The sequence below is a fragment of the Rhizobium subbaraonis genome (assembly GCF_900220975.1).
GTDB lineage: Bacteria > Pseudomonadota > Alphaproteobacteria > Rhizobiales > Rhizobiaceae > Mycoplana > Mycoplana subbaraonis.
The window spans coordinates 1-19920 of the sequence record NZ_OBQD01000032.1; the positions used below are offsets into that span (position 1 = coordinate 1).

Consider the following 19920-nt stretch of genomic DNA (forward strand, 5'->3'; position numbering starts at 1 on the left):
GTGAAGGGCGATCTTGAGCCGATCGAGCTTTGCCAGAAGCTTGACCGCGCCTGCAACGGCAAGACGGCCGAGAACGGCGGCATCTACAAGACCGTCTGCGGTAACCCCGCACTGCCGGTCTACTACTTCACCGACGAAGATCTGATCATTTCCGAGCCGCAGACCTTCACACCGTTCCCCGGCCTCGAAAAGACGTATAACGGCGCACACGCCTCCTATCCGGAGCCGGATGAGGCTTGGTCCGCCAAGGACGCCCCGCCGCGGTATAGGAGCGACCTGGAAGCAGAAGACGACGGCCGCCGCCTGATCGCCAATCTCACCTATGAGGCCGTGCCCTATAAGCGCCAGGTGCAGAGGCTCATGCGCGCGGCGATCGAGGCGAACCGACGCTTCCGCTCGCATCAAGGCGTCTTCACGCCGGCCGTGAAGCTGCTTGAGCCGCTCGACGTCATCGCATGGACGTCGGCCCGCAACGGCTACGACAACAAGCGCTTTCAACTTGGCGCTGTCGACGACCTGAACAACGTTAATCAGTCGGCCGCCTTCTCCGAACTCGACCCAGCCGACTACGACTGGTCGAGCGACTACGAGCTTCCGACGACGACCGGGCCGCTCGGCAGGGTGAAGCCCCAGCCGCGCGTGCTCGGCAGTTTCGGCGTGTTTCCCGCCACGGTAAAGGATGCGCTCGGCGTCGATCGCCGGCCCGCCATTCGTGCCGCGTGGCCCTATAATAATGACGACGTGGCAATCCGCGCGATCGCGTTTCAGGTTCGCGAGGCCGGAAAGACCGACGTCATGTGGCGGGGCCGATCGGATCAACCGGAAGAGGGCGAAGCGCTGCTCGCGCCATTCTCGCTTCTTCCGGATACCGACTATGAGGTGAAGGCCAAGTTCGTTGGCGGCGGCAATACCGAACTGTTCGCCTGGTCGGCGTGGATGCCAGTCCGGACGCCCAACGTCCAGCTGACGGCCGCTGACATCCTCGACGGCGCCATCGTCGCGGCGAAGCTTGCCGACGCGGCCGTCGAAGCCAACAAGATCATGACCGGGGCTGTCACCGAGCTCAAGCTCGCCGATCGCGCCGTTTCCGATCTGAAGATCAAGCTGGCCGCCATCAAAACCGAATTGATCGAAAACCAGGCTGTCGTCGCGGCCGCTCTGGCCGACGTGGCAGTAACGCAGCAGAAGATTGCCACCAACGCCGTAACCCAGCTGAAGATCGCAGCCGATGCCGTGACGGAAGCGAAGGTTGCGGTAGACGCAATCACCCAGGGGAAGATCGCCAGCAACGCGGTCAATGAGCTGAAGCTCGCCGCTGCCGCCGTGACAGAGGCAAAGGTGGCCGTGGGCGCAATCACCCAGCTTAAGATCTCAACGGGTGCGGTGGGCAACGCGCAGCTGGCGTCTCTTGCCGTGGATGCTGCGAAACTGGCCACCAACGCGGTGACGACGACCAAGATCGCGGATGATGCGATTACAACGCCGAAGCTGGTCACGGGTGCAGTTGTAGCGGACAAGGTTGCCGCAAATGCGATCACCGCCCCGAAGATCCTGGTCAGCGATCTGACCAACCTCGTCATGAACGGCAGCTTCGTCGGCGGTTCAAGCGATGGCTGGTCCGGTGGCGGTTTCGAATTGCGGGCGGGCACAAGCCGACCCGGCAAGACCGAATATATCGGCTACCTTCCCGCGGGATCCACAAGCAACATCACCGCGCAGTTTCCGGTAAATGTTCCCGTCAGTGAAGGCGACCAGTTCTATCTCGCGATGGACTTTGCGAGCGCCGGCAGCGGTGCGGCAGTGGATGCCGCCATTCAAGTCGTCTGGTACGACGCCACGAACTCCTACCTGTCGACCTCGTCACTGACGGACTCGGCGGGCACCTCCTGGAAAACCCGAGCGGGCACAATCAACGCCCCCGCCGGGGCCGCCTACATCCAGCGTGTCAACGTCATTCGGCAGGGCACGTCGGTAACCCTTCTCTACTTCACCAACGTCGTGCTTCGGAAGATGGCGTCGGCCGAGCTGATTGTCGACGGCGCCATCATCGCCAGCAAGGTGGCTGCGCTCGCGATCGCGGCCACCAACATCCAGGCTGGCGCGATCACAGCGGGTAAGATTGCGGCCGATGCGGTCACGGCCACCAACATTGTGGCCGGCACGATCACTTCGACCGAACTCGCCTCCAACTCCGTCGTCGCCGCAAAGATCGCGGCCGGGGCGATCGTCGCGGGCAAAATCGCGGCGGATGCAGTAACGGCGGCCAATGTCGTCGCCGGCACGCTGACGGCGGTCGAGCTTGCTTCCAGCTCGATCATAGCCTCCAAGATAGCTGCCAACGCCGTCACCACCGACAAGATCGCGACCAACGCTGTAACCGCAAACGAGATTGCCGCTGGCACCATCACGGCAACCGAAATCGCCTCGGGCGCGATCACGACCGTCAAGCTAGCAGCCGAATCCATCACTGGCGCAAAGATCGCGGCCAACACAATTGGCGCGAACCACATTGCCGCGAACTCGATCACGGCAAAGCAGCTCGTCATCATGGACTGGGAGAACATTGCCCCGAACGGACAGTGGATTACCGGCGACAATGCCGGGTGGGGCTCATATCCGAGCGGCTGGAACGTCGTCGGCGCCGGCGCGCGGCCTCCTCAGCGTGGGGATTACATTCTTTCAACTCCGGGCGTAGCTGACGATCGGACCATGACGACCGCCGGGCTCGATGTTCCCGTCCAGGGCGGTGAGCAGCTTAACGTTCAGTTCGACTGCGCCGGATCCGGTTCTGGCGCGTCATGGGAATTCCGGGTGCGCTTGGTTTACTACGCGGCCGGCAGTTACCTGTCCGGCAGCACAGTAACGCTGTCCGGTACTTCAGTAAGCTGGCAACGTCAGAACGGCACCATGAGCGTGCCGGCTGCCGCGGACAGGATACAGCGCATCGAGATCACCAGGGCTGGAGGCGGCAGCAACAATGCGTTCATCACGAACGTGGTTGTTCGCCGCAAGAAGGGCGGCGAACTGATCGTTGATGGGGCGATCTCGGCTGACCACATCAGGGCCAACGCGATCGAGACGGACAAGATCGTTCTGGGCGGCGTGACAACTACCAAGATCGATGCCGGCGCGGTCACCAACGTTGTCAGCGCCTATGCCTCGGGCAGCACAAGCGACCATAACAATAACGTGGTTCGAACAGTTGCCTCGGCCACAATTTCCGGGCTGACCGACGCAAATGCAGTGCAGGTCGTCTTCAATTGCCGAACCGTTCAGTCTGCCCGCGCAGGAGATGCCGTAAGCAGCCGATCGACTACTACCGTGGTGATCAAGCGCGGAAGTACCGTCATCGCGACGCGCGACATTGTGGATTGCGCGCTTGTCGATTCCGGCGGCATCGGTCGCATCGGGACGATGCCGGCCATTGCCATAGCCTTCGCGGACACGGGTTTCACAGGCAGCTCGGCAACCTACAGCGTAGAAATTTCTAGCGACTATGGCGGCTCCGGTACCTGCTACACGCAACAGCGGTTCCTTCAGCTCATGGCGACGAAGAGGTAGCAACCTATGGCGACGAACACGATCAGGTTCGTGAAGTACCGGACCGACACTGGCGAAATCCTCTGCACAGGCAACTGCGCAAAGGAAGAGCACGCCTACCTTCAGATGGAGGATCCCGAGAATGAGCACATCCTGCTCGATGTCGCGGCCGACGACGCAACGCAGTGGGTAAACGATGAAGGCGATATCGTCGCCCGTCCTACGCTCGATGTTCCCGAAACTGCATCGATCATTGCGGACGGCATTTCCGAAGTGACGGGCGCTCTGCCGGCCGGAACCGTGGTGCGCTTCAACGGTGCCGTCGCAACCACGGACGGCAGCGACTTCGGTTTCACGACTGACATGCCCGGTACTTATGTTTTCGACTTCCAGCCGCCGTTTCCGTACATCCCTCGCACCCTGACGATCGAGAGCACCGATGCGGTTTGATATTCGAGAGGATCAATCTGCCCGCGCCGATCGGGTGAATGCCGAGCGTGATCGGCGGATTGTCGCCGGCCTCGTCTTCGGCGGCGTCCTCTATCAGACACGCGACCAGGACAGGGAGAACATTGCCGGCGCCGGGGCGCTCGCCATCGCTGCTATCATGAACGGTGCGCAGCCGGCTGACTATCGCTGGCACGGAGGCGACACCGACTTCACCTGGATCGCGGCCGACAATAGCCTGCATGTGATGGACGCCCCGACCCTGATCGCCTTCGGCAATGCCGTGGTCAATCACAAGGCGGCGCTGATTCACGCGGCCCGCTTGATCAAGGACATGAACCCGATCCCGGCGGACTTCGCCGAGGATAGCTACTGGCCGTAACCGACCGGGCGGCCGAGGCGCGCGAACGCCTCAAGCGACGGGTGAACAACCGGCAAGAAGTCACCCCGTCCGACAGCAGCTTTGCACAACCGTCGCACCCGTACCCTGCAGGGCGGATATGCGATTACGTCGTGAGTTCTTAGAAATGGTGAACATTCGATGCGGCTCCTGCTCGGCCCTGCTTTTCAAGGCTGGACCGGGAGCCATCGCCGCCGGTATAGAGATCAAGTGCCGCCGATGCGGCACGATAAATCATCTGAGGCCACCCGAGCCCTTACCCGATCGCCAGGAGCGACAGGACAAAGGAGCCGGTGGCAATGCCACAGAAGTCAAAACCCCTCCCTCCATTGCCGGCCGACGCCCCACGGGCGCCGGATAAACCCCGCTATAAAGAACAGTATGGCGTGATCCTCGTCTGCCCGGATGAAGCAGCGCAAAAGGTCCTGTTCGAGGCGCTCGCCGCTCTCAAGGCCTGCAAGATCAAGGTGGTTGTGACATGAGGATCAGTGTCGCAAACTCGTGCGCCGACTACGCGAGCTACCGGACCGAGCGCGTGAAGTCTCTATTCAATGTCGATGACGGCAGCCGGTTCGAAATTGACGTCAATTTGCCGGTCGAGGAATCGGACTGGAAAATCGGCCTGGTGGTCGGGCCGTCCGGTTCGGGCAAGACGACGATCGGCAAGGCGATCTTCGCCGACCCGGCTGCGCTCTCGGCGCCGAGCTGGGCCACGGACAAGCCGATTATCGACTGCATCGCGGAGGGCGGCAGCTTCGACGACGCGACCGCGGCGCTCTCGGCGGTCGGACTTGGGTCTGTCCCGGCATGGCTGCGCCCATACTCCGTCCTTTCCAATGGCGAGAAGTTCCGCGCCGACCTCGCCCGCGTCGTTTGCGAGAAGCCCGGCGAGGTTGTCATCGACGAGTTTACAAGCGTCGTCGATCGACGGATCGCCCGCATTGGCGCCCATGCCTTCGCCAAGGCGTGGCGGCGTGGAAGCGGGCGGGCGGTACTGCTGTCCTGCCACTACGACATTATCGACTGGCTCGCGCCGGACTGGATTCTCGACACAGCGACAGGTGCTTTCACCGGGAGGTATCTTCGACGACGCCCGTCGATCGAGCTGGAAATCCGCGAAACCGACTGGCGATGGTGGCCGTATTTTGAGCCGCATCACTATCTGAAGCTTCCGAAGATGGTGGCCGCGTCCTGCTTCGTGGGCTTCGTCGACGGCGAGCCCGTCGCCCACCTGGGCGTGAGCACTCGGCCGGGCCTTAAGGAGGCCCGCGCCTGCCGCCTGGTCGTCATGCCCGAATGGCAGGGCGCCGGTGTCGGCATGCGCTTCCTCAATGCCGTTTGCGCCGCCTGGCGCCGCGGCGACAACCGCTATGGCCGGCCGATGCCGACCCTGTTTCACACCTCCCACCCGGCGCTCGCGGCCGCGCTGCGCCGCGACCCAAATTGGACGCAGGTTTCTGCGCCCTTGTGCGGCGAGAGCCGCAGCGGCCGATCGGCGTCCGTTGTCGGCAGCCTGGGCGGCCATTGGCGCGCCTCGCAGGGGTTCCGCTACATCGAGGGGATAAATATTCGAAAATGAAAATCGGGATTATTGGTCAGAAGTGGCTCGCCGAACGCGTCTTCAGCGAGCTTACAAAGGAGTTTCAAGTGACCTTCGTGGCGGCTTCAAGCGCGGACGATCGGCTGGCAGAAGCAGCCCGCGGTGCCGGCATCGAGCCGTTTCTCTATAACGGCCGTTGGTTGTCGGACGCCACTCCGGTCGAACCTCTCGACCTCCTCATTGCCGCGCACGCCTTCGTCTATATCCCGGCCAAGCTTAGGGCCGCCGCCAAGTGGTCGATCGGCTATCACCCCTCGTTGCTTCCGCTCCATCGCGGGCGGGACGCGGTCAATGCAACGATCCAAGCCGGCGACCGTGTCGCCGGAGGCAGCGTCTACCATCTGGACGACGGGTATGACACGGGGCCGATCGCGTTTCAGGAATGGTGCTTTGTGCACGAGGGCGAGGCCGCTGAACAGCTATGGCGGCGGGCGCTCGCCCCGATGGGGGCCGAGCTACTGGTGCGGGCGGCGCACTACCTTTCCGCCTACGACTTCCTACCGGCTGCAGACCAGGAATGTGACGCTCACGGCCGCGGCGCAACAGCGGCGCGGCTCCACAATCATCGGTACCCCGGCCTCTTCCGCTCATCGACAATTTGGTGCAAAAAGCAGCCTGGGCTTGCGGAAATGAGGGATTTTACAAGTGGCCAAATTTAAGTTCGGCGTTCGAGCTACCGATGAAATTTTCACGCATATCTCCCCGGACAATTACAAGACCTATATTCCCCGTCTCGACAGCCTCGACCTCTACGACAACATCTTCACGAAGGTAACGTTCAACGTTGACGGCCTAGAATGGAAGATGTCGCGAGGCAACCCGGTCGGCGTGGAGCGCGGGCGGCTGACGGAGCTGATCCAGTTGGAAAATTTGTCCACCGTCATCCACATCGAAAACATGAAGGTGAGCTTCAAAACCATCGTGCACGCGTTGAACAAGCGCGACCAACAAAAGGTCGCAGACCTGATCTTGAAGGGCAATGACAGCATCACCCTGACCAAATGGAACGACGACTTCCGCGGCGGCGCTGGCAACGACATTATGAAGGGGCTCGGCGGCCACGATGTCCTCCGGGGCGAGGCCGGTAGCGACAAGCTCTACGGCGGCGGCGGGAACGATAAGCTCTACGGCGGCGCCGGGGATGATCTCCTTGTGGGTGGGCCGGGAACCGATAGGCTCTACGGCGGCAGCGGTCGCGACACGTTCGTTTTCAGGACCGGCAGCGACAAGGACCGCATCATGGTTTTCGAGGATGGCGAACGGATCGACTTGAGCGGTCTCAAGTCCGTCACCTCGTTTGCTGACCTGATGGACAACCACGCGGCGCAGGTGGGCGACAATGTCCTGATCAACGGGAACCATGGCGACAAGCTCACTATCGCCGGAACGAAGCTCGCAGCGCTCGACGCGGACGACTTCATCTTCTAAGGCGCGCGGCTTCAAGGGGTCGTGAAGGGCTTGTGAGCCGGCTTTGAGACAGCAGCGAAGAGTGACAAGAACGACGGCCGGAAATCTACTGCAGCCCGTCAGTGTCGGCGCCGGAAAGACGGCAATAGGGCAGCCTTGATGAAAACCGGATCGCGCTGCCCCTGCGAGTAGAGGCGGATGATGGCGCCGCCGAGGGCCTCGGCAGCCTCGCTGTCAATCGAGAAGCAACATTCGCGCATGCAGTCATCAAAGATCGCCTGCATCTGGTTCAGGTCAGTGGGGCTGAATGCCTTGCTGAACTTGCCACATGGGAAGACCGGATAGCCGGCTGCATCATAGTAGTAAGACGGGGTCACAATTCCCTCCCGCGGTTGCGGCGGAAGTTGCTACCTCCCTGCCGTTCCTGCCAACATGTGGAGCGATGAGGGATTATGCGCCTGGTTCGGCGGGGGGTCTATGTCAGATGACACTTCGGTAGCGAATTTGACACTGCGTCTGGAATTCCGAAAATTCGCGTCGGGCTACAGGCAGGGCACGACTGACGCCAAAGGCACACACACCAACAGCGGACGCCTTCGGGCGTCCGCTTCTCGTGATCGCCTAGACCGGGAGGTTGTCAGGGCCGGCGCTTGAATGACGGAAGAAGCTCAGCCTTGATCAAAATGGGATCCTGCTGTCCCTGCGAGTAGAGACGGATTATGGCGCTGCCGAGGGCTTGGCCCGCTTCGCTGTCGGCCGCAAAGTTGCACTCGCGCATGCAGTCGTCGAAGATCGCTTGCATGCTGCTCAAATCATCAGGGCTGAACACATGTTCATTGGCACCAAATGGAAAGACAGGATGGCCGGCGGCATCAAAACGGCGAGACGTTGGCATGTCTTCCTCCTAAGTCCGGACGGAAGCCCACCTCTGGCGGTCCCGCCTCCCCCGTCACATGGAGGCGGTCCATAGTGTGCAGCTTACGGGGCTGTCGGCCTATAATGAACAGCTATGAAGCTAGCGTTCAAGCGGCGAAATTTGACACCTAATCTGCAAATTCGATTTTTGCAGAACCATCTGTCAAAATTGCAGATTTTCGCGTCCGGCTACACCGGAAATCTGCGTCCGGCTACAATTGCCACCGGAGCGACGCCGTGTATTGGCTATTGCGTTGGTAGCGGAGGTCCGCTCCGATCACACTCCCCCCGCAATTTCCGTTCGGGACACGGGCCCTCCCACGATTGTTTTTGCGGGTTTCAGGGCATAACTCGAGGCTCAAACTTGCAAATTAGAAAATCACCGACTTAATTGCCAGTATGAGCAAGCCTCAAGACCTTTTGCGAGCAATTGAAGCTCGGCGACTGCGCGGCGAACTGATGGATGAGGCGTGGCAGAAGCTTCGCCGGTCACTGCAGGGCGCACTATACAGAGAGGCACGCTTCCCCTGGCGGTCGCTCGGCCCGCGTACCAAACACGGTGCGCGATGAGCCTCCCCGCCGGAGCTTTCTGCGCAAACACAATTGGCTTTTGGTGCAATCGATTTAGGCACGCCCCGGGTGCGGCAATCCTACCGGGAAATTGGGGCCGCATTATCAAGACGATCGGTCCCTCGCACACCCACTACGCTCGCGAAGTGGCAATGGAGGCCCATCGCACGGCCCATCATCCCGGTAAGCCATCCCGATTTAACTGCAATTTTCTGTGCGGCTCGATCGAGCATGCAAGGTGGTACAAGCGCAATTATCAGCCAGAAGATCACATATATGAGGTGCGCTTCGACAGTCTCAACTACGCCTATCATCAAGGGATGATTATGTGCATTCCACCTCTACGGGGGAAGTCTGATGAAGATGCGGTCAGGCACTATTGGAATTGCGACCTAGGCGTTTACCCTGACCACGAGCCTTCGATCCAGCCAATTGAGATCCTAACGATGTCCCCAATGCTTGTTCTCGGTAACGTTGATCCGGGTGGGCCGACCGCGGAGCACTGAACGCAAAAAAGCCCCCCCGCCGCAACCGCAGCGAGGGGGCTTTAAAATTGGTGTTGAACTGGTGATTGCGCCGCGCTTAATTGTGCCAACACTTTTGCACAACTGAGGAGGCGCATGTGGGGACTGTCATTAGGAAAGAAGTACGAAAGAGAGGGTTCTTCGGCTGGGTGTTCCTGACCCTATTTATCGTTTTCAACCTTTTCATGCTCTTTTCCGTCTTCGCCGGCGCCAATGGCGCCAGCCAGGTTCCCGCCACGACAGAGCTTGAGCAGTCGGCGAAGGCCGTGGGCTCCGTCATCGGTATTGGTTTGCTTCTTTTTGTTTGGGCCTGCGGCTCAATCGTGCTCGGGCTCCTCGCGCTTGTGACCCGCGGCCAGAAGACAATCGTTGAAGAGGTGTCGGCATGAGAGCGTTGCTTTGCGTGGGGGCGCTCGCGCTCGGGTTCGTCGCTCCGCCCGCGGGTGCAGCAATGGGGCTGGAAGAGATGCAGGCCGCGAGCGGTTTGGCCGACATCCTCACGAGCGCTGAACACTGCGGCTATACGGTCGACGATCAGGCTCTTCAAAACTACTTCGTGGCAAAGAAACTGGACACACCCGAGATACTCGCCTTCATCAAGGACAGCATGGCGGGCAAGAAGTTTTCCGAAAAGCCTAACTCCTCCGAATGCACCCTTTCGCGCAGCACTGCCGCGTCGATCGGGGTAATCGCTCAGTAAAGGAACAGGGCGGCGGCCGGCAAGGAAACGACCGCCGCCCCTGTGCGCTCTACCCGCCGCGGAGAGCGCACGAACTCAAGACCACGGCATTCCGAACTTCGCCGCGAGCCATTTTCCAATTGCTGCCGTGGATGCCCCGATCATTCCCGCCAGGAACATCGTGAGCATCCAAGCGCCGATAAAGCGCTCTTTCCATTTCTTGATTTCAGCGATTGTTGGCCCCGCCGCGTCCATTTTCGCTTTAAGATCCGCGACCTCGCGCCGACTTTCCGCCGCATCCTCGCGCACTTTCTCAAGCTCGGAATACATCCGAGATCTGCCTTGCTTGTTATCCTCGTTGCCATCCCGGACCGCTTCGGTGAGCGCTTTCACCTCTCCTTCAAGCCGGCCGATAGCCCTTTCAGTGCTGTCCATCGCCGCACTGCCCCTTTCCTCGTATTGTGGCAGGGGCCGCCGAGACCATGCTCGACAGCCCGGCGTCGCTCAGCCCGCGGTGTATTTCACACCGACCGTCGCCGGCGCGGGGGGCAGGAATTCCGATAGCTTGGCATCAATCGCCTCGGAGACCCTCTCCTCGTCAACGCCGAAATAGCGGATGGCATCTGGAACCGCCGCAAGGACATAACGCAGGCCCTCCGCAACGAGTTCAGAGCGAACGTCGACCTTCACCTTCCCGGCGTGCTTCTGTGCATAGGCGAAACCAGCAAGGGCGCCGTTACGGACGGCGGTTTGAAACGCCTCTCGGTGCCTGGCTTCGACCGAGACGCGCATGTAACGCTCGACCAGCATGTAGAGCCGCCCGGCGACGAGGCCGATCACGGCGGTCACCGCCTCGACGATGTAGGGGCGGAAGGGATCGATGAGATCCGACAGGCTGAACACGGTGCCCGACGGCTCCGCGGCGATCGCGGCCGGGACGCTGGAAATCAGGATCAGGCAAGACATCGCAAGGCATCCGAGCGCAGCGCAAAGCGCCGCCCCGAGGCGGTTGAACTTCATGGTGGTTCTCCTTGAAAGCGGCCCGCGGGATTGCAAGCCGGGATTGGGCAATCAAGCGGCGAGGCCGAGTTGATCCTGCCGGACGTTGAACGACGGGCACGCCTTCGCGGCGTACTCGTTATGGCCGGTGACCTTCTTGATGCCGTGATGCTTGGCGCGCAGCTGGGCGGTCAACCACAACAGAGAAGTGCGCTGCGCCGGCGTGCGGGTATCTTTCGCGGTCTTCCCGTCGGCCGAAACGCCGCCGACATAGGAGACCCCGATCGTCCCCGTGTTGTGCCCTTCGACGTGCGCCCCGATTTGACCGACCGGGCGGCCAAGCATGATGCGGCCATCGCGGTAGATCACGTAGTGGTACCCGACGTCGGAGAAACCTCGTTGCTTATGCCAAGCCCGGATGTCGGCGACCGTGTAATCGCGCCCCTCCGGCGTGGCGGTGCAGTGGACGATGATCTCCGAGATCGGACGCGCCGTGTCGAGCAAGACGAGGCTTGCAACGTTCGGCGGCGGCGCCGCGCGATCGACCTGGGGCGCTGTCGCCGGCGGATGTCCACCCATTGCGCTCTTGTCAGGCTCCGGCCGGCCCGGCGAAATCGGCCCGGCGGCCCGCTTGAGCGCGGTGATCGTCTGGGTGCCGGCCTTGCCGTCAACCACAAGGCCAGCCTTCGACTGGAAAAATCTCACGGCGGTATCCGTCTTACCGCCGAAATCGCCGTCAACGCCTAGGGGCGGCGTCGCGCCTGCGACGTTGAGCAGCGCTTGCAGTTCGCGGACGCGGGCGCCGCGAGATCCGATTGCGAGAAACGATGTCATTTTATGCACCTTTAACGAAAAAGCCCCGGCTACTGCCGAGGCTTCAAGTTGTTCTTGACTAGAGGAGTAGTCGCAGGTCTTTTCCGGAGAGGTGCCACCTGCCATTGCGGTGGCAGAGGGAGCGCCACTCAAACGTGGCGGGCGATGGAAGTGGGGCGAAAGATGCGACTGAAGCTAAAAATCATGCCTGCTGTTCTTCTGTTCTCAGTTGGTGGTTGCGCCGCCTCGTCGCCAACGCCAGCACCTGTCGTTGGGGCATCAACGGAAAGAACCCGCTGCGAGGTTGTTGCCGAGGCCCTCACCGATCCGCGTGCCACATCGCAAACGCGCGAAGTTGCTATGGAGGTCGGAAGGAACCACGGCTGCTTTGGAAGCCCCCAACCGCAGAAGATCCAGATTGAACAGACGATTAAAGTTCAGTAACGACCCTATCGCCCATCTATCCCTGCGGTGCCCTGTGGTTGCTTGAGCGAGAGGGTCGTGGAGAAGCCGCCGCGCGAGTATTCGTGGTCGACGCTATCGATACGATAGCTGCCGTCGATGCCTGGCCGAGCGCCGGCGATAATGCAAAGCCCCTCCGGCTGCGCCATCACATTGCCCTCAATTACAACGGTGCCCTCGCCTGCCCCGCGTTCGCTCTCGGTCTTGTCGTTCGCGACCTTTTGCTTCGCCTGCTCCTCGTCCGGCTCGGCGTACCGCGATGTCAACTCGGCATCGGCGTCCTCGATCGTCGTCTCTGCCTCGACCTCTTTCCACTTCGCCTCTTTCGCGTCGTAGAAACGAGCTCGCACCTTCTTGAAGCGAGGGCGGCCGAGGAAGGGAGCGACGTCCCAAGTTTGCAGGTTCACGCCACGTTGGGCGATTACGGTAGCGAGGGCGGCCCCGCCCGGCGCTGTGCCGCCGTTCCTCTTCGCCAGTACTGCCGTTGTTCCGCTTATTTTGAAGGTGCCGCCGAGCTCGCTTGCCAGGCGCTCGCCGAGCGCAATAAAGCTCTCGTCGTCCATGCGCTCATATGGACGCTTGATCGACGCGAATTCAGGATCGACCTTGACGTCAGATATCCCTGCGTCTTTTCCCGCTTCCGTCAGGATCTCTTGAATGGTCTTCTGGTCGAAGTGGCGTTGCTGCGGTTGCTTCGCCTTCCCCTTGCTGTCGAACCCTTTGGCGCTAACGACGACCGTCATGCCGCCCCCGCGAGTGCCGCGGCTGCGGACCTCGTCGACCGTGCCCGAGAACACGAGGCCGACGCCAGTTTCGGCGAACCCCAGCATCACGGCGATGAGCGCGCCGGCCTGCGGTAGAGCAATCTGCCCACCCCGGTCATCGAGTTCGATGGAGGCGGTATCCCCGGAAGAACCGGCCTTATCGCTTACCCGGATCGAGATGACATATCGCGCCAAGCCCGCCGTCATGTCCGCGCCGTTGATCATCACGGCAAAGATCGCCCTTTTGCTCATCGCCTAGCTCCACAAACGAACGACGTCGATCTTGTTCCCGGCGCGCTGGGTGGACACCGGCAGTAAGATCTCAGTCCCGACGGCGAGGAAGCTGCTGGCGCTCGCCACGTTGGGATTGATCGCAAGGATCTGCTCGACCAGTCCCGGCATCGGCTGACGAAAGCGGCGCCAGACCATGAGCGAGAGCGTCAAACCCTCGCCCTGGACGGTAATCGTCTCGATAACCTCGTTGCTCATTGGAATAGCCCGATGATGTTGGAGATAACGGAGAAGAACGCGCCAGCGGCCGGCTTGCCTGCCCGACGTAGGGTGATCGTGACCTCGATCACCTGACCCACGCCGCGCGCGTCGAGGTACGTCGACCGCTCGGCGACACTCTCGATCACGTGCCATCCGAAGGGGGTGCCGTCTCCGCGCATGAGGTATTGCGGCTGGCCGGATGCCCGCATCTGGTGAAGGTGATCAAGTTCCGACAAGCCACCGAGCTTTCGGGGCAAAAGCTGCCCCGAAAGCGTCATCTTGTTCGCCCCCTCGCCGACATACTCCATCGGTGGCTCGGCGCCGATCACCGGCTTCGCGACGAAATCCGTCGTCGCGTCGCGCGAAACCTGCGAAACGTTGAAGGGCGCGACCTTTATGGACAGCGACCCGAGCGCATAAATCATCAGCCGAGCACTCCTGCGTCAGCGTGAACCCCGCGGAGGAGTTCGCGCACTTCCTGTCTGAGAATGTCCCGCACCGCACGCTCGACCTCCTCCGGCTTCCCTTCCGCGATGGCGAAATGAAAGGTCGGCGCGAGGGTGATGTTCGCGGGCGCAGGTGCCTGATTTGGCTGGGAGGACTGCAACGGCACCGGGTTGCTGACGAACGAACGAAGATCGGCGAGAAGGCGCGTCATTTTGACGTCACCCCCGGACCGGTCGGCGCCACCCGTTTGGCGCTCGCCACCCGCAGATGGCGAGGGTGGCCGAGTTTCGCGCAAGGAACTTCGTTCGATCCCGCTCGGCATCGGCACCGCATCCGACGCCGCACTGTCCCCGCTCGCGCGCCTCTGTCGGTCGGCGCCGTTACTCGGAGTGGAGCCCATCGCCCTTGCCGTCTCGTCGGCCGGGATAATGGTCCCGGGCCGATCCGGTTTGAAGAGCTCTGCGCCTTTCTCACCCACGAGATAGGTCTCGTCCGCCTCTACCGGGCCACCCTCTGCGCGTGCACCGGCAATAGGGGTTGCCCGCACTACCGGCGTCGCCCGCGGGACTGTGGCCGAGCTCGCCTCCCTAAGCGCCGCGCCGAGGCGCTGAACATCCGCTAGCGCGCCTTTTATCGAGGAGGTGTCCACGAGCGGCATAACAGTAAAATTGAGCTTCTGCACAATTTCACGGCCGATCCTGTCGGCTTCCGCGCCCGCCTGATCCCCCCCTTCGGCCAAAGCGGATATGTACGCGTTGATGTCGGCCTGCGCAGCCTCGGGCAACGCCGCTAGAGCGGATCGATAAGACTGCTCCACCGCCGCAAGCTTCTCAGCTTCGTCACCAGACAGCCCGAATAGGGTCGCGCTATTTGCCCGGCGCAGAGCAGAGAGTTCCTTTGCAATATCGAGTGCCCGCTGCATGTCGCCGGCAACGTCGCCGGTAGATTGCATAGGGATAACCTCGGGCGTGCTCGCACCAAACCAACGCCGAACCTTGTCGAGCGAACTGGTCACTCGACTTGAGATCGCATCACCGATGCGGCCACCGAAGTCCGCCGCCCAGCCGATGAAGTCTGATAGAACGGATTTAACTGCCTCGATCAAGCGGGTCGCGGCTTCGTGTCCGTAGGCTTCCCATTGCGCCTTTTGATCGTCGGATAGGACTTCTCTGGTGAAGAAGGAACCTAGCCAGGTCGCGAACTGGGAGAGCTTCTCTCGGACGGCGGAGAAGTCGAATAGGCGATCAAACGCCGCCTTTGCGGCCTCGATGTCAGCCCCAAAATAGGCAGCGACGTCGCCGACCCCCTCGCGCATAAAGCCCTTAAAGCGCGAGAACATCCCCTTCACTGCGTCAATGGCCGGGGAGAGTTGCTCGACGATCGCCCGGCCGACGCCGGTAAAGACGGAACTGACCCGGTCCCAATACTTGTACAGGACCGCACCGGCCGCAGCCACGGCGACGACCCCCGCAGCGATCGCTCCCCATATCGGAGCCGAGACGGCGGCGAGGGCTGATCCGACGACGCCAAGCGCAGTCGAAAGCGTTGCCATGCCGGGTACGGCCAAAGCCATAGCCTTAAGGGCCGTAGTTACCGTTTGCAGGCCAGACAACTTCTGCGGTCTACTGGCCACGGCTGCAACGCCGCTGAGAGAGGAGCGTAGGCGGTCGAGTACGGTGACGCTGCCGGCCATACCTCCAAGTGCAGTTTGCAGCGCGATCGCATTCCGGGCCGCTTTGACTGCCCCAATCGATGCCTTGCCAACCGTGTTGAACCCGAGCGCGAGCATAGTGAGCGCGCCACCTCGTCCGATCAGCCCAAGCCACTTGAGGGACACGACCGCGGCACGGAAGCCGATCACGGCCGCAGTCGCTGCGATCACATTGCGGATCAGTTCCGGATGAGCCTCGGCCCAATCGGAAAGCTTAAGCGCCATCTCGCCCATCGGCACGAGCAGCTTGTTGAGAGCCGGGAGAAGCGAAGCGCCGACCGTAAGCCCGATATCAGCCAGCTGCGATTTGAAACGCTGCAACTTGTATTCGGAGGTCGCGGCGCGCTTCTCGAATTCCCTCCCGACGCTGTTGAGATACTTCTGTTCGTCGGCCGTGAGGGCGAGCGCCTTTCGCAGAAGTTCGGTATTGTTAAGCAGCGGAGCGAGCGCCCGGGCCTCGTCGCCGAACAGGTCCGACATCACCGAAGCCTGCATGTGCTCGGGGAGCTTCGCGAGGCTCTCGATCACCTTCACCGTCGTCCCGACGGCGTCCTTCTGCATCGCCTTGGCGACTTTGACGGCATCCATCCCGAGGCGCTTCCACGCCCCGCGTTGCGCCTTGGTCGCACTGGTGCCGCGCGTGAGCGCACGCCCCATGTTGCGGAACGACGTGGCGGCGACTTCGCTCTCCGCACCGGCCGAAATCATCGCCGCGCCGAAGGCAAGCGTCTGCTCTTTAGCAAACCCGAAGAACTCGCCTTGCGATGCGACGCGCTTGGTGAAGTCGATCAGATCTCGCGAGCTCGCCGCGGTGCTGTCGGAGACGTAATTGACCGCATCCGCATAGGCGGAGGTTTGATCGTTCGTCAGCCCGAGCGCTGTTCGGATCTTCGCCAGGGCCTCTCCGGCCTCAGCGCCGCTCATTTCCCATGCGACCGCGGCCTTCGCGGTCAGCCGGGTGAAATCGAAGAGATCCGCGTCGGGGACGCCTGCCTGCGCCGCGGCGGCGGAGAGCGCGGCGAGGTCGTTCACTGCGAGCGGGATCTCGGTAACGGCCAACTTGCGCAACCGCTTTCCGTAAAGGTCGAGCCCTTTGTCGTCGAAGCCGGAGACCTTGGCGATGTCGGCCATCGCACTTTCGAACTTCACGGCGGCGTTGATCGGCGCGCCGAGGGCGGTGCGGAGGGCGTAGACCGACGCGATGGTATCGACCATCTGACCGCGCGCCTGATCGAGCGCGCGGTTGTTCGCCGTGATCGCCGCATTCAGGCGGTCGCCGAAACCGCCACGGCCTGCCTGCTCGGCGGCCCTGCTGATGCCGAGGAGGTTGCGGGAGATCGCCCGAGCGGGCGCGGAGGCCTGATCGAGCACGCGGACGATGAGCGAAGAGGTAAGCGTTGCCATTGCGGGCTACCTTGCTTTCAGCTGATGGAGGCGAAGCGCCTGGCGGTGCTGGCGCATGAGGAAGTCGATCGGCATCCGGCGGACGATCGGGAGTGGCGTGGCGAGGTAGTGCGCGACGTCGGCGCACACGGTGTCGGCGTGATCTCGGCTCCACTCCAAAAGGTCGAAGACTATACCGCTCCACTGCCCTCCGACGGATGCAGCAAAGGGATTGCGATCTCCTGCAACGCGATGAAATCGTCGCGATGAAGTTTGCCGATCACTTCGCCCGGGACGTCCGCGAGAGCGCAGAGGAGCCCCTTCAACTGGCCGATGCGCGCGCGCTCGCCCTCTTTCATGCCGAGGTCATCGATCGCTTCAAGCGCGTCGGCGTCGGGCTCGCGTAGCATCACAGCGGCGTAGGTTTTGTCGCCGATAGTGATAGGGTGCTTGAGCGGGTGGGCCTGTGTCTTCCAAAGCATGTTGCGTTTTCCTTTTCGCAAAACAGAAAGAACGCCCGCCGCAATCGCGACGGGCGCCTCTCTGGGGTCTTGGTGTGGGTGCCGCGCTTCTAGCTGATGCGGAGAATGCGGTTCATATCGGCGTTCTCGTCACGGCCGTTGACGCGCCAAGTATTGGTGAAGAAGTCCCAATACATTTTTTCGGTGCTGTCGAAGTACACCTCGTAGTGCACGACCTCGTTGATTGCGTACTCGTGGCCCATCAGTTCGCCGCGCTGATGGGTATCGGGAGCGATGCTCCCGAGGCGCCCTTCGATGATCGACTTGAGCTCGATGTGGCGGCCGGTACGCTTGTTGACGATCACACCATAGGCCGTGAAGTTGTTGCGGATCTTCGAGCCCAGGCCGAATTCGGCGAGAAGGTCCGGGTCAAAACCGTTCAGCTTGAAGGTCGGCTCAAGCTTGTTGACGCCGACGCCCCATTCGGTTGCCACACGGGCGCCGCCGGGGTGGTGATCGACGAAGATCTCGGAGAGATCCGGAAGCTTGAGTTCGGCGAGGGTCAGGTGCTTCGACCGCGTCGGGTCCGCGTCGCCGACGAACAAGTTCACCGCCTCGACAAGATAGAAAGTGGACATTGCTTGCGTCTCCAAAGAATGGAAGGGCAGCCAGCGCGGTTACGCGCCGGCTGCCAAGCCGGGGTGGTGGGGTGGATCAGGCGGCCTGGTCGAGGCTCGCCATCAGGTCGTCGAGAAGATCGTCCAGCGCCGGCCGATAGCGCGACGAGCGAATGCCGAGGTAACGGAGCACCGGGGCTTCCTCTGCCGCGAAGTCGACGGTGAACTTCCCGAGGCGAAGGCTCTCGGGGCTGTTCTGGTCGCGCGAGAACCCGACCTTGAAGCCTAGGATGTCGCCGTCCGCTTGCAGATCGCGGAGCGCCGACTTCATCGTGTTCAGGATCGCCTCGATCGTCTGCCCGGTCAGATTGAACCGACCGAGGTAGAAGCGCAGCGTGCGAAGGAAAAGAAGGTGGATGTAATCCCGCCCGCGCGTCACGTTATAGAACCGCCACAGATCATCCTCGCCGGCGTTGTCGGTACCGACAAACGCGAAGCCGCCAGAGGCGACCGCGCTCTCGACCCCGGCTTCTCCGCGGAGGATCACGCCGCCGTTAAGCGAAAGGATCTGCTGGCCCTCCGTCGAGCCATCGGTGAGCGAGAAATCGATCGGACGGCTCGGGCCCACGATCCCCTGCACGGCTTGGTTCGCCCAAGAATGGAACGGCTTGCCACCCTTCTCGTGGTCGCGGCGTGCCGCGATCCCGAGGATCGCCCCGACGCTGTCGAGAAGATTGGCGTCGACGCCGTACTTCACCCACGTCTCGACTGGAATGATCCGGTCGCTCTGGATCGTTTCGCGCCAATCGGTGAACGCCTGGAGCGTCGAGTGCGGCCCGGTCACGACAGCATGCGCGAGCAGCTTCGCAAGGACAGCCGGCAGCGCCGCGCATACGGGGTTGGCGAGGGTCTCGATAACCGCCGTTGCGGTCGGCAGAACCTTGCCGGCGTCGCTGCCGCCGCCCGTGAAGGACACCGTCAGGAGGCCAGACAGGTTTTCACCGGCGGTGTCGATCACCAGCGACGTCACCTTGCCGGCATTGGCGCCTGTGCCGAGCACGGCGTGGGCCGTCGGCAGGATCTTGTCCGGATCGGTCCCACCTCCGGTGAAGACCACGGTCGGTGCCTCGGTCAGATTGCTTCCCTGCGTTCCGAGCGTGAGCGTGCCGAGCCCGTCTCGCTGCTGGTAGGTATAGCCAGGCACGCCGATAAGGCGAGGAACGACGCCGAGGATCGGGCCGGCGACGGTCAGTGCATGGATGCCGGTCTTGAGGGCCGAACTGCCGATGAGGTTCGACATCGTTTCGTCCTCGTCGGTACCTTCCTCGACGCGAACAATCACAACACGGGCCGCGACCTGAAACTCGCCAAGCTGGGCATTGACGAGCTCGACCTGCGCCGGGATCGTGCCGGCAACGCCGAGCGCGGTCAGCGAGGCGACGCTGTCGGAGAATACGAGCACCGGCGTGTTCAGGGGGAACACGTCGGGGTTGGCATCCGGCGCCGTGCCGACGAGGCCAATCACCGACATGTCGGCGCCAATCGCCGGACGCGGCTCATTGTCGACGCGGGTTATCGCAATGCCGAAAGTTGGATCGGACATTCTTGTCTCCATAAAAAAAGCCGCCCGAAGGCGGCTGCTGTTGGAATGAGCATGCTGCGCCCCGCCAGGAGGCGGGCCGTATTTCG

Annotated in this window: 21 protein-coding genes and 1 pseudogene; 10 read left to right on the top strand and 12 right to left on the bottom strand. The window is 62.1% G+C overall.

Translation table 11 applies throughout. The annotated features are described in order from the left end of the window. From CRO48_RS32525 to CRO48_RS28465, 8 genes and pseudogenes are all read left to right on the top strand, one after another. Positions 1–3561: pseudogene (locus CRO48_RS32525) on the top strand (hypothetical protein); the annotation flags it as partial. 6 nt (positions 3562–3567) lie between these two features. Next, a complete protein-coding gene (locus CRO48_RS28440; protein WP_097143055.1) occupies positions 3568–3990 on the top strand; it encodes a hypothetical protein in 423 nt (140 codons plus the stop codon). Next, positions 3980–4369 (top strand): DUF4376 domain-containing protein, encoded by a 390-nt coding sequence (locus CRO48_RS28445; protein WP_097143056.1) that lies wholly within the window; start codon positions 3980–3982, stop codon positions 4367–4369. The genes CRO48_RS28440 and CRO48_RS28445 overlap by 11 nt, the downstream gene beginning before the upstream one ends. Before the next feature lie 145 nt (positions 4370–4514). After that, entirely contained in the window at positions 4515–4748 is a 234-nt protein-coding gene (locus CRO48_RS33595; protein ID WP_102026022.1) for a Com family DNA-binding transcriptional regulator, read from the top strand. After that, positions 4687–4869: a hypothetical protein gene (locus tag CRO48_RS32530; RefSeq protein WP_176526931.1), complete on the top strand. Its 183-nt coding sequence runs from the start codon at positions 4687–4689 to the stop codon at positions 4867–4869. The genes CRO48_RS33595 and CRO48_RS32530 overlap by 62 nt, the downstream gene beginning before the upstream one ends. Beyond that, on the top strand, positions 4866–5966 hold the full coding sequence (locus CRO48_RS28455; RefSeq protein WP_097143058.1) for a GNAT family N-acetyltransferase: 1101 nt from the start codon (positions 4866–4868) through the stop codon (positions 5964–5966). Before CRO48_RS32530 ends, CRO48_RS28455 begins: the two co-directional genes overlap by 4 nt. 68 nt (positions 5967–6034) lie before the next feature. Next, positions 6035–6646: a formyltransferase family protein gene (locus CRO48_RS28460; protein WP_176526932.1), complete on the top strand. Its 612-nt coding sequence runs from the start codon at positions 6035–6037 to the stop codon at positions 6644–6646. Then, a complete protein-coding gene (locus CRO48_RS28465; RefSeq protein ID WP_210202041.1) occupies positions 6633–7415 on the top strand; it encodes a M10 family metallopeptidase C-terminal domain-containing protein in 783 nt (260 codons plus the stop codon). The genes CRO48_RS28460 and CRO48_RS28465 overlap by 14 nt, the downstream gene beginning before the upstream one ends. 98 nt (positions 7416–7513) lie before the next feature. Here CRO48_RS28465 and CRO48_RS28470 read toward each other — a convergent pair whose 3' ends face one another. Further along, positions 7514–7771 carry a hypothetical protein gene (locus tag CRO48_RS28470; RefSeq protein WP_097143060.1) on the bottom strand — a complete coding sequence of 86 codons (258 nt, stop codon included), beginning with the start codon at positions 7769–7771 and terminating at the stop codon, positions 7514–7516. Positions 7772–8031: 260 nt separating this feature from the next. Then, the gene (locus CRO48_RS28475; protein WP_097143061.1) at positions 8032–8289 is read right to left on the bottom strand and encodes a hypothetical protein; all 258 of its coding nucleotides are present in this window, start codon (positions 8287–8289) and stop codon (positions 8032–8034) included. A gap of 1212 nt (positions 8290–9501) precedes the next feature. Between CRO48_RS28475 and CRO48_RS28485 the strand changes: the two genes are divergently transcribed. Further along, positions 9502–9792 carry a hypothetical protein gene (locus CRO48_RS28485; protein WP_141402141.1) on the top strand — a complete coding sequence of 97 codons (291 nt, stop codon included), beginning with the start codon at positions 9502–9504 and terminating at the stop codon, positions 9790–9792. Further along, entirely contained in the window at positions 9789–10103 is a 315-nt protein-coding gene (locus CRO48_RS28490; protein ID WP_097143064.1) for a hypothetical protein, read from the top strand. Before CRO48_RS28485 ends, CRO48_RS28490 begins: the two co-directional genes overlap by 4 nt. Before the next feature lie 75 nt (positions 10104–10178). Here the strand turns inward: CRO48_RS28490 and CRO48_RS28495 are convergent, their stop codons facing one another. From CRO48_RS28495 to CRO48_RS28540, 10 genes are all read right to left on the bottom strand, one after another. Then, complete coding sequence (locus CRO48_RS28495; protein WP_097143065.1) at positions 10179–10517, bottom strand: DUF1515 family protein; 339 nt, start codon at positions 10515–10517, stop codon at positions 10179–10181. 69 nt (positions 10518–10586) lie between these two features. Further along, a complete protein-coding gene (locus CRO48_RS28500; protein ID WP_097143066.1) occupies positions 10587–11102 on the bottom strand; it encodes a hypothetical protein in 516 nt (171 codons plus the stop codon). A gap of 51 nt (positions 11103–11153) precedes the next feature. After that, positions 11154–12020 (bottom strand): peptidoglycan recognition protein family protein, encoded by an 867-nt coding sequence (locus CRO48_RS32705; RefSeq protein WP_097143067.1) that lies wholly within the window; start codon positions 12018–12020, stop codon positions 11154–11156. Between the two features lie 323 nt (positions 12021–12343). Next, positions 12344–13372: a phage late control D family protein gene (locus tag CRO48_RS28510; protein WP_097143068.1), complete on the bottom strand. Its 1029-nt coding sequence runs from the start codon at positions 13370–13372 to the stop codon at positions 12344–12346. Positions 13373–13375: 3 nt separating this feature from the next. After that, the gene (locus CRO48_RS28515) at positions 13376–13609 is read right to left on the bottom strand and encodes a tail protein X (RefSeq protein ID WP_097143069.1); all 234 of its coding nucleotides are present in this window, start codon (positions 13607–13609) and stop codon (positions 13376–13378) included. Beyond that, positions 13606–14037 carry a phage tail protein gene (locus CRO48_RS28520; RefSeq protein WP_097143070.1) on the bottom strand — a complete coding sequence of 144 codons (432 nt, stop codon included), beginning with the start codon at positions 14035–14037 and terminating at the stop codon, positions 13606–13608. The genes CRO48_RS28515 and CRO48_RS28520 overlap by 4 nt, the downstream gene beginning before the upstream one ends. Continuing rightward, the gene (locus tag CRO48_RS28525) at positions 14037–17174 is read right to left on the bottom strand and encodes a phage tail tape measure protein (protein ID WP_097143071.1); all 3138 of its coding nucleotides are present in this window, start codon (positions 17172–17174) and stop codon (positions 14037–14039) included. Before CRO48_RS28525 ends, CRO48_RS28520 begins: the two co-directional genes overlap by 1 nt. A 170-nt stretch (positions 17175–17344) precedes the next feature. Further along, entirely contained in the window at positions 17345–17635 is a 291-nt protein-coding gene (locus tag CRO48_RS28530) for a phage tail assembly protein (RefSeq protein WP_097143072.1), read from the bottom strand. 89 nt (positions 17636–17724) lie between these two features. Continuing rightward, complete coding sequence (locus CRO48_RS28535) at positions 17725–18252, bottom strand: phage major tail tube protein (protein ID WP_097143073.1); 528 nt, start codon at positions 18250–18252, stop codon at positions 17725–17727. Positions 18253–18328: 76 nt separating this feature from the next. Beyond that, the gene (locus CRO48_RS28540) at positions 18329–19834 is read right to left on the bottom strand and encodes a phage tail sheath protein (RefSeq protein WP_097143074.1); all 1506 of its coding nucleotides are present in this window, start codon (positions 19832–19834) and stop codon (positions 18329–18331) included. Between the last annotated feature and the right edge of the window lie 86 nt (positions 19835–19920).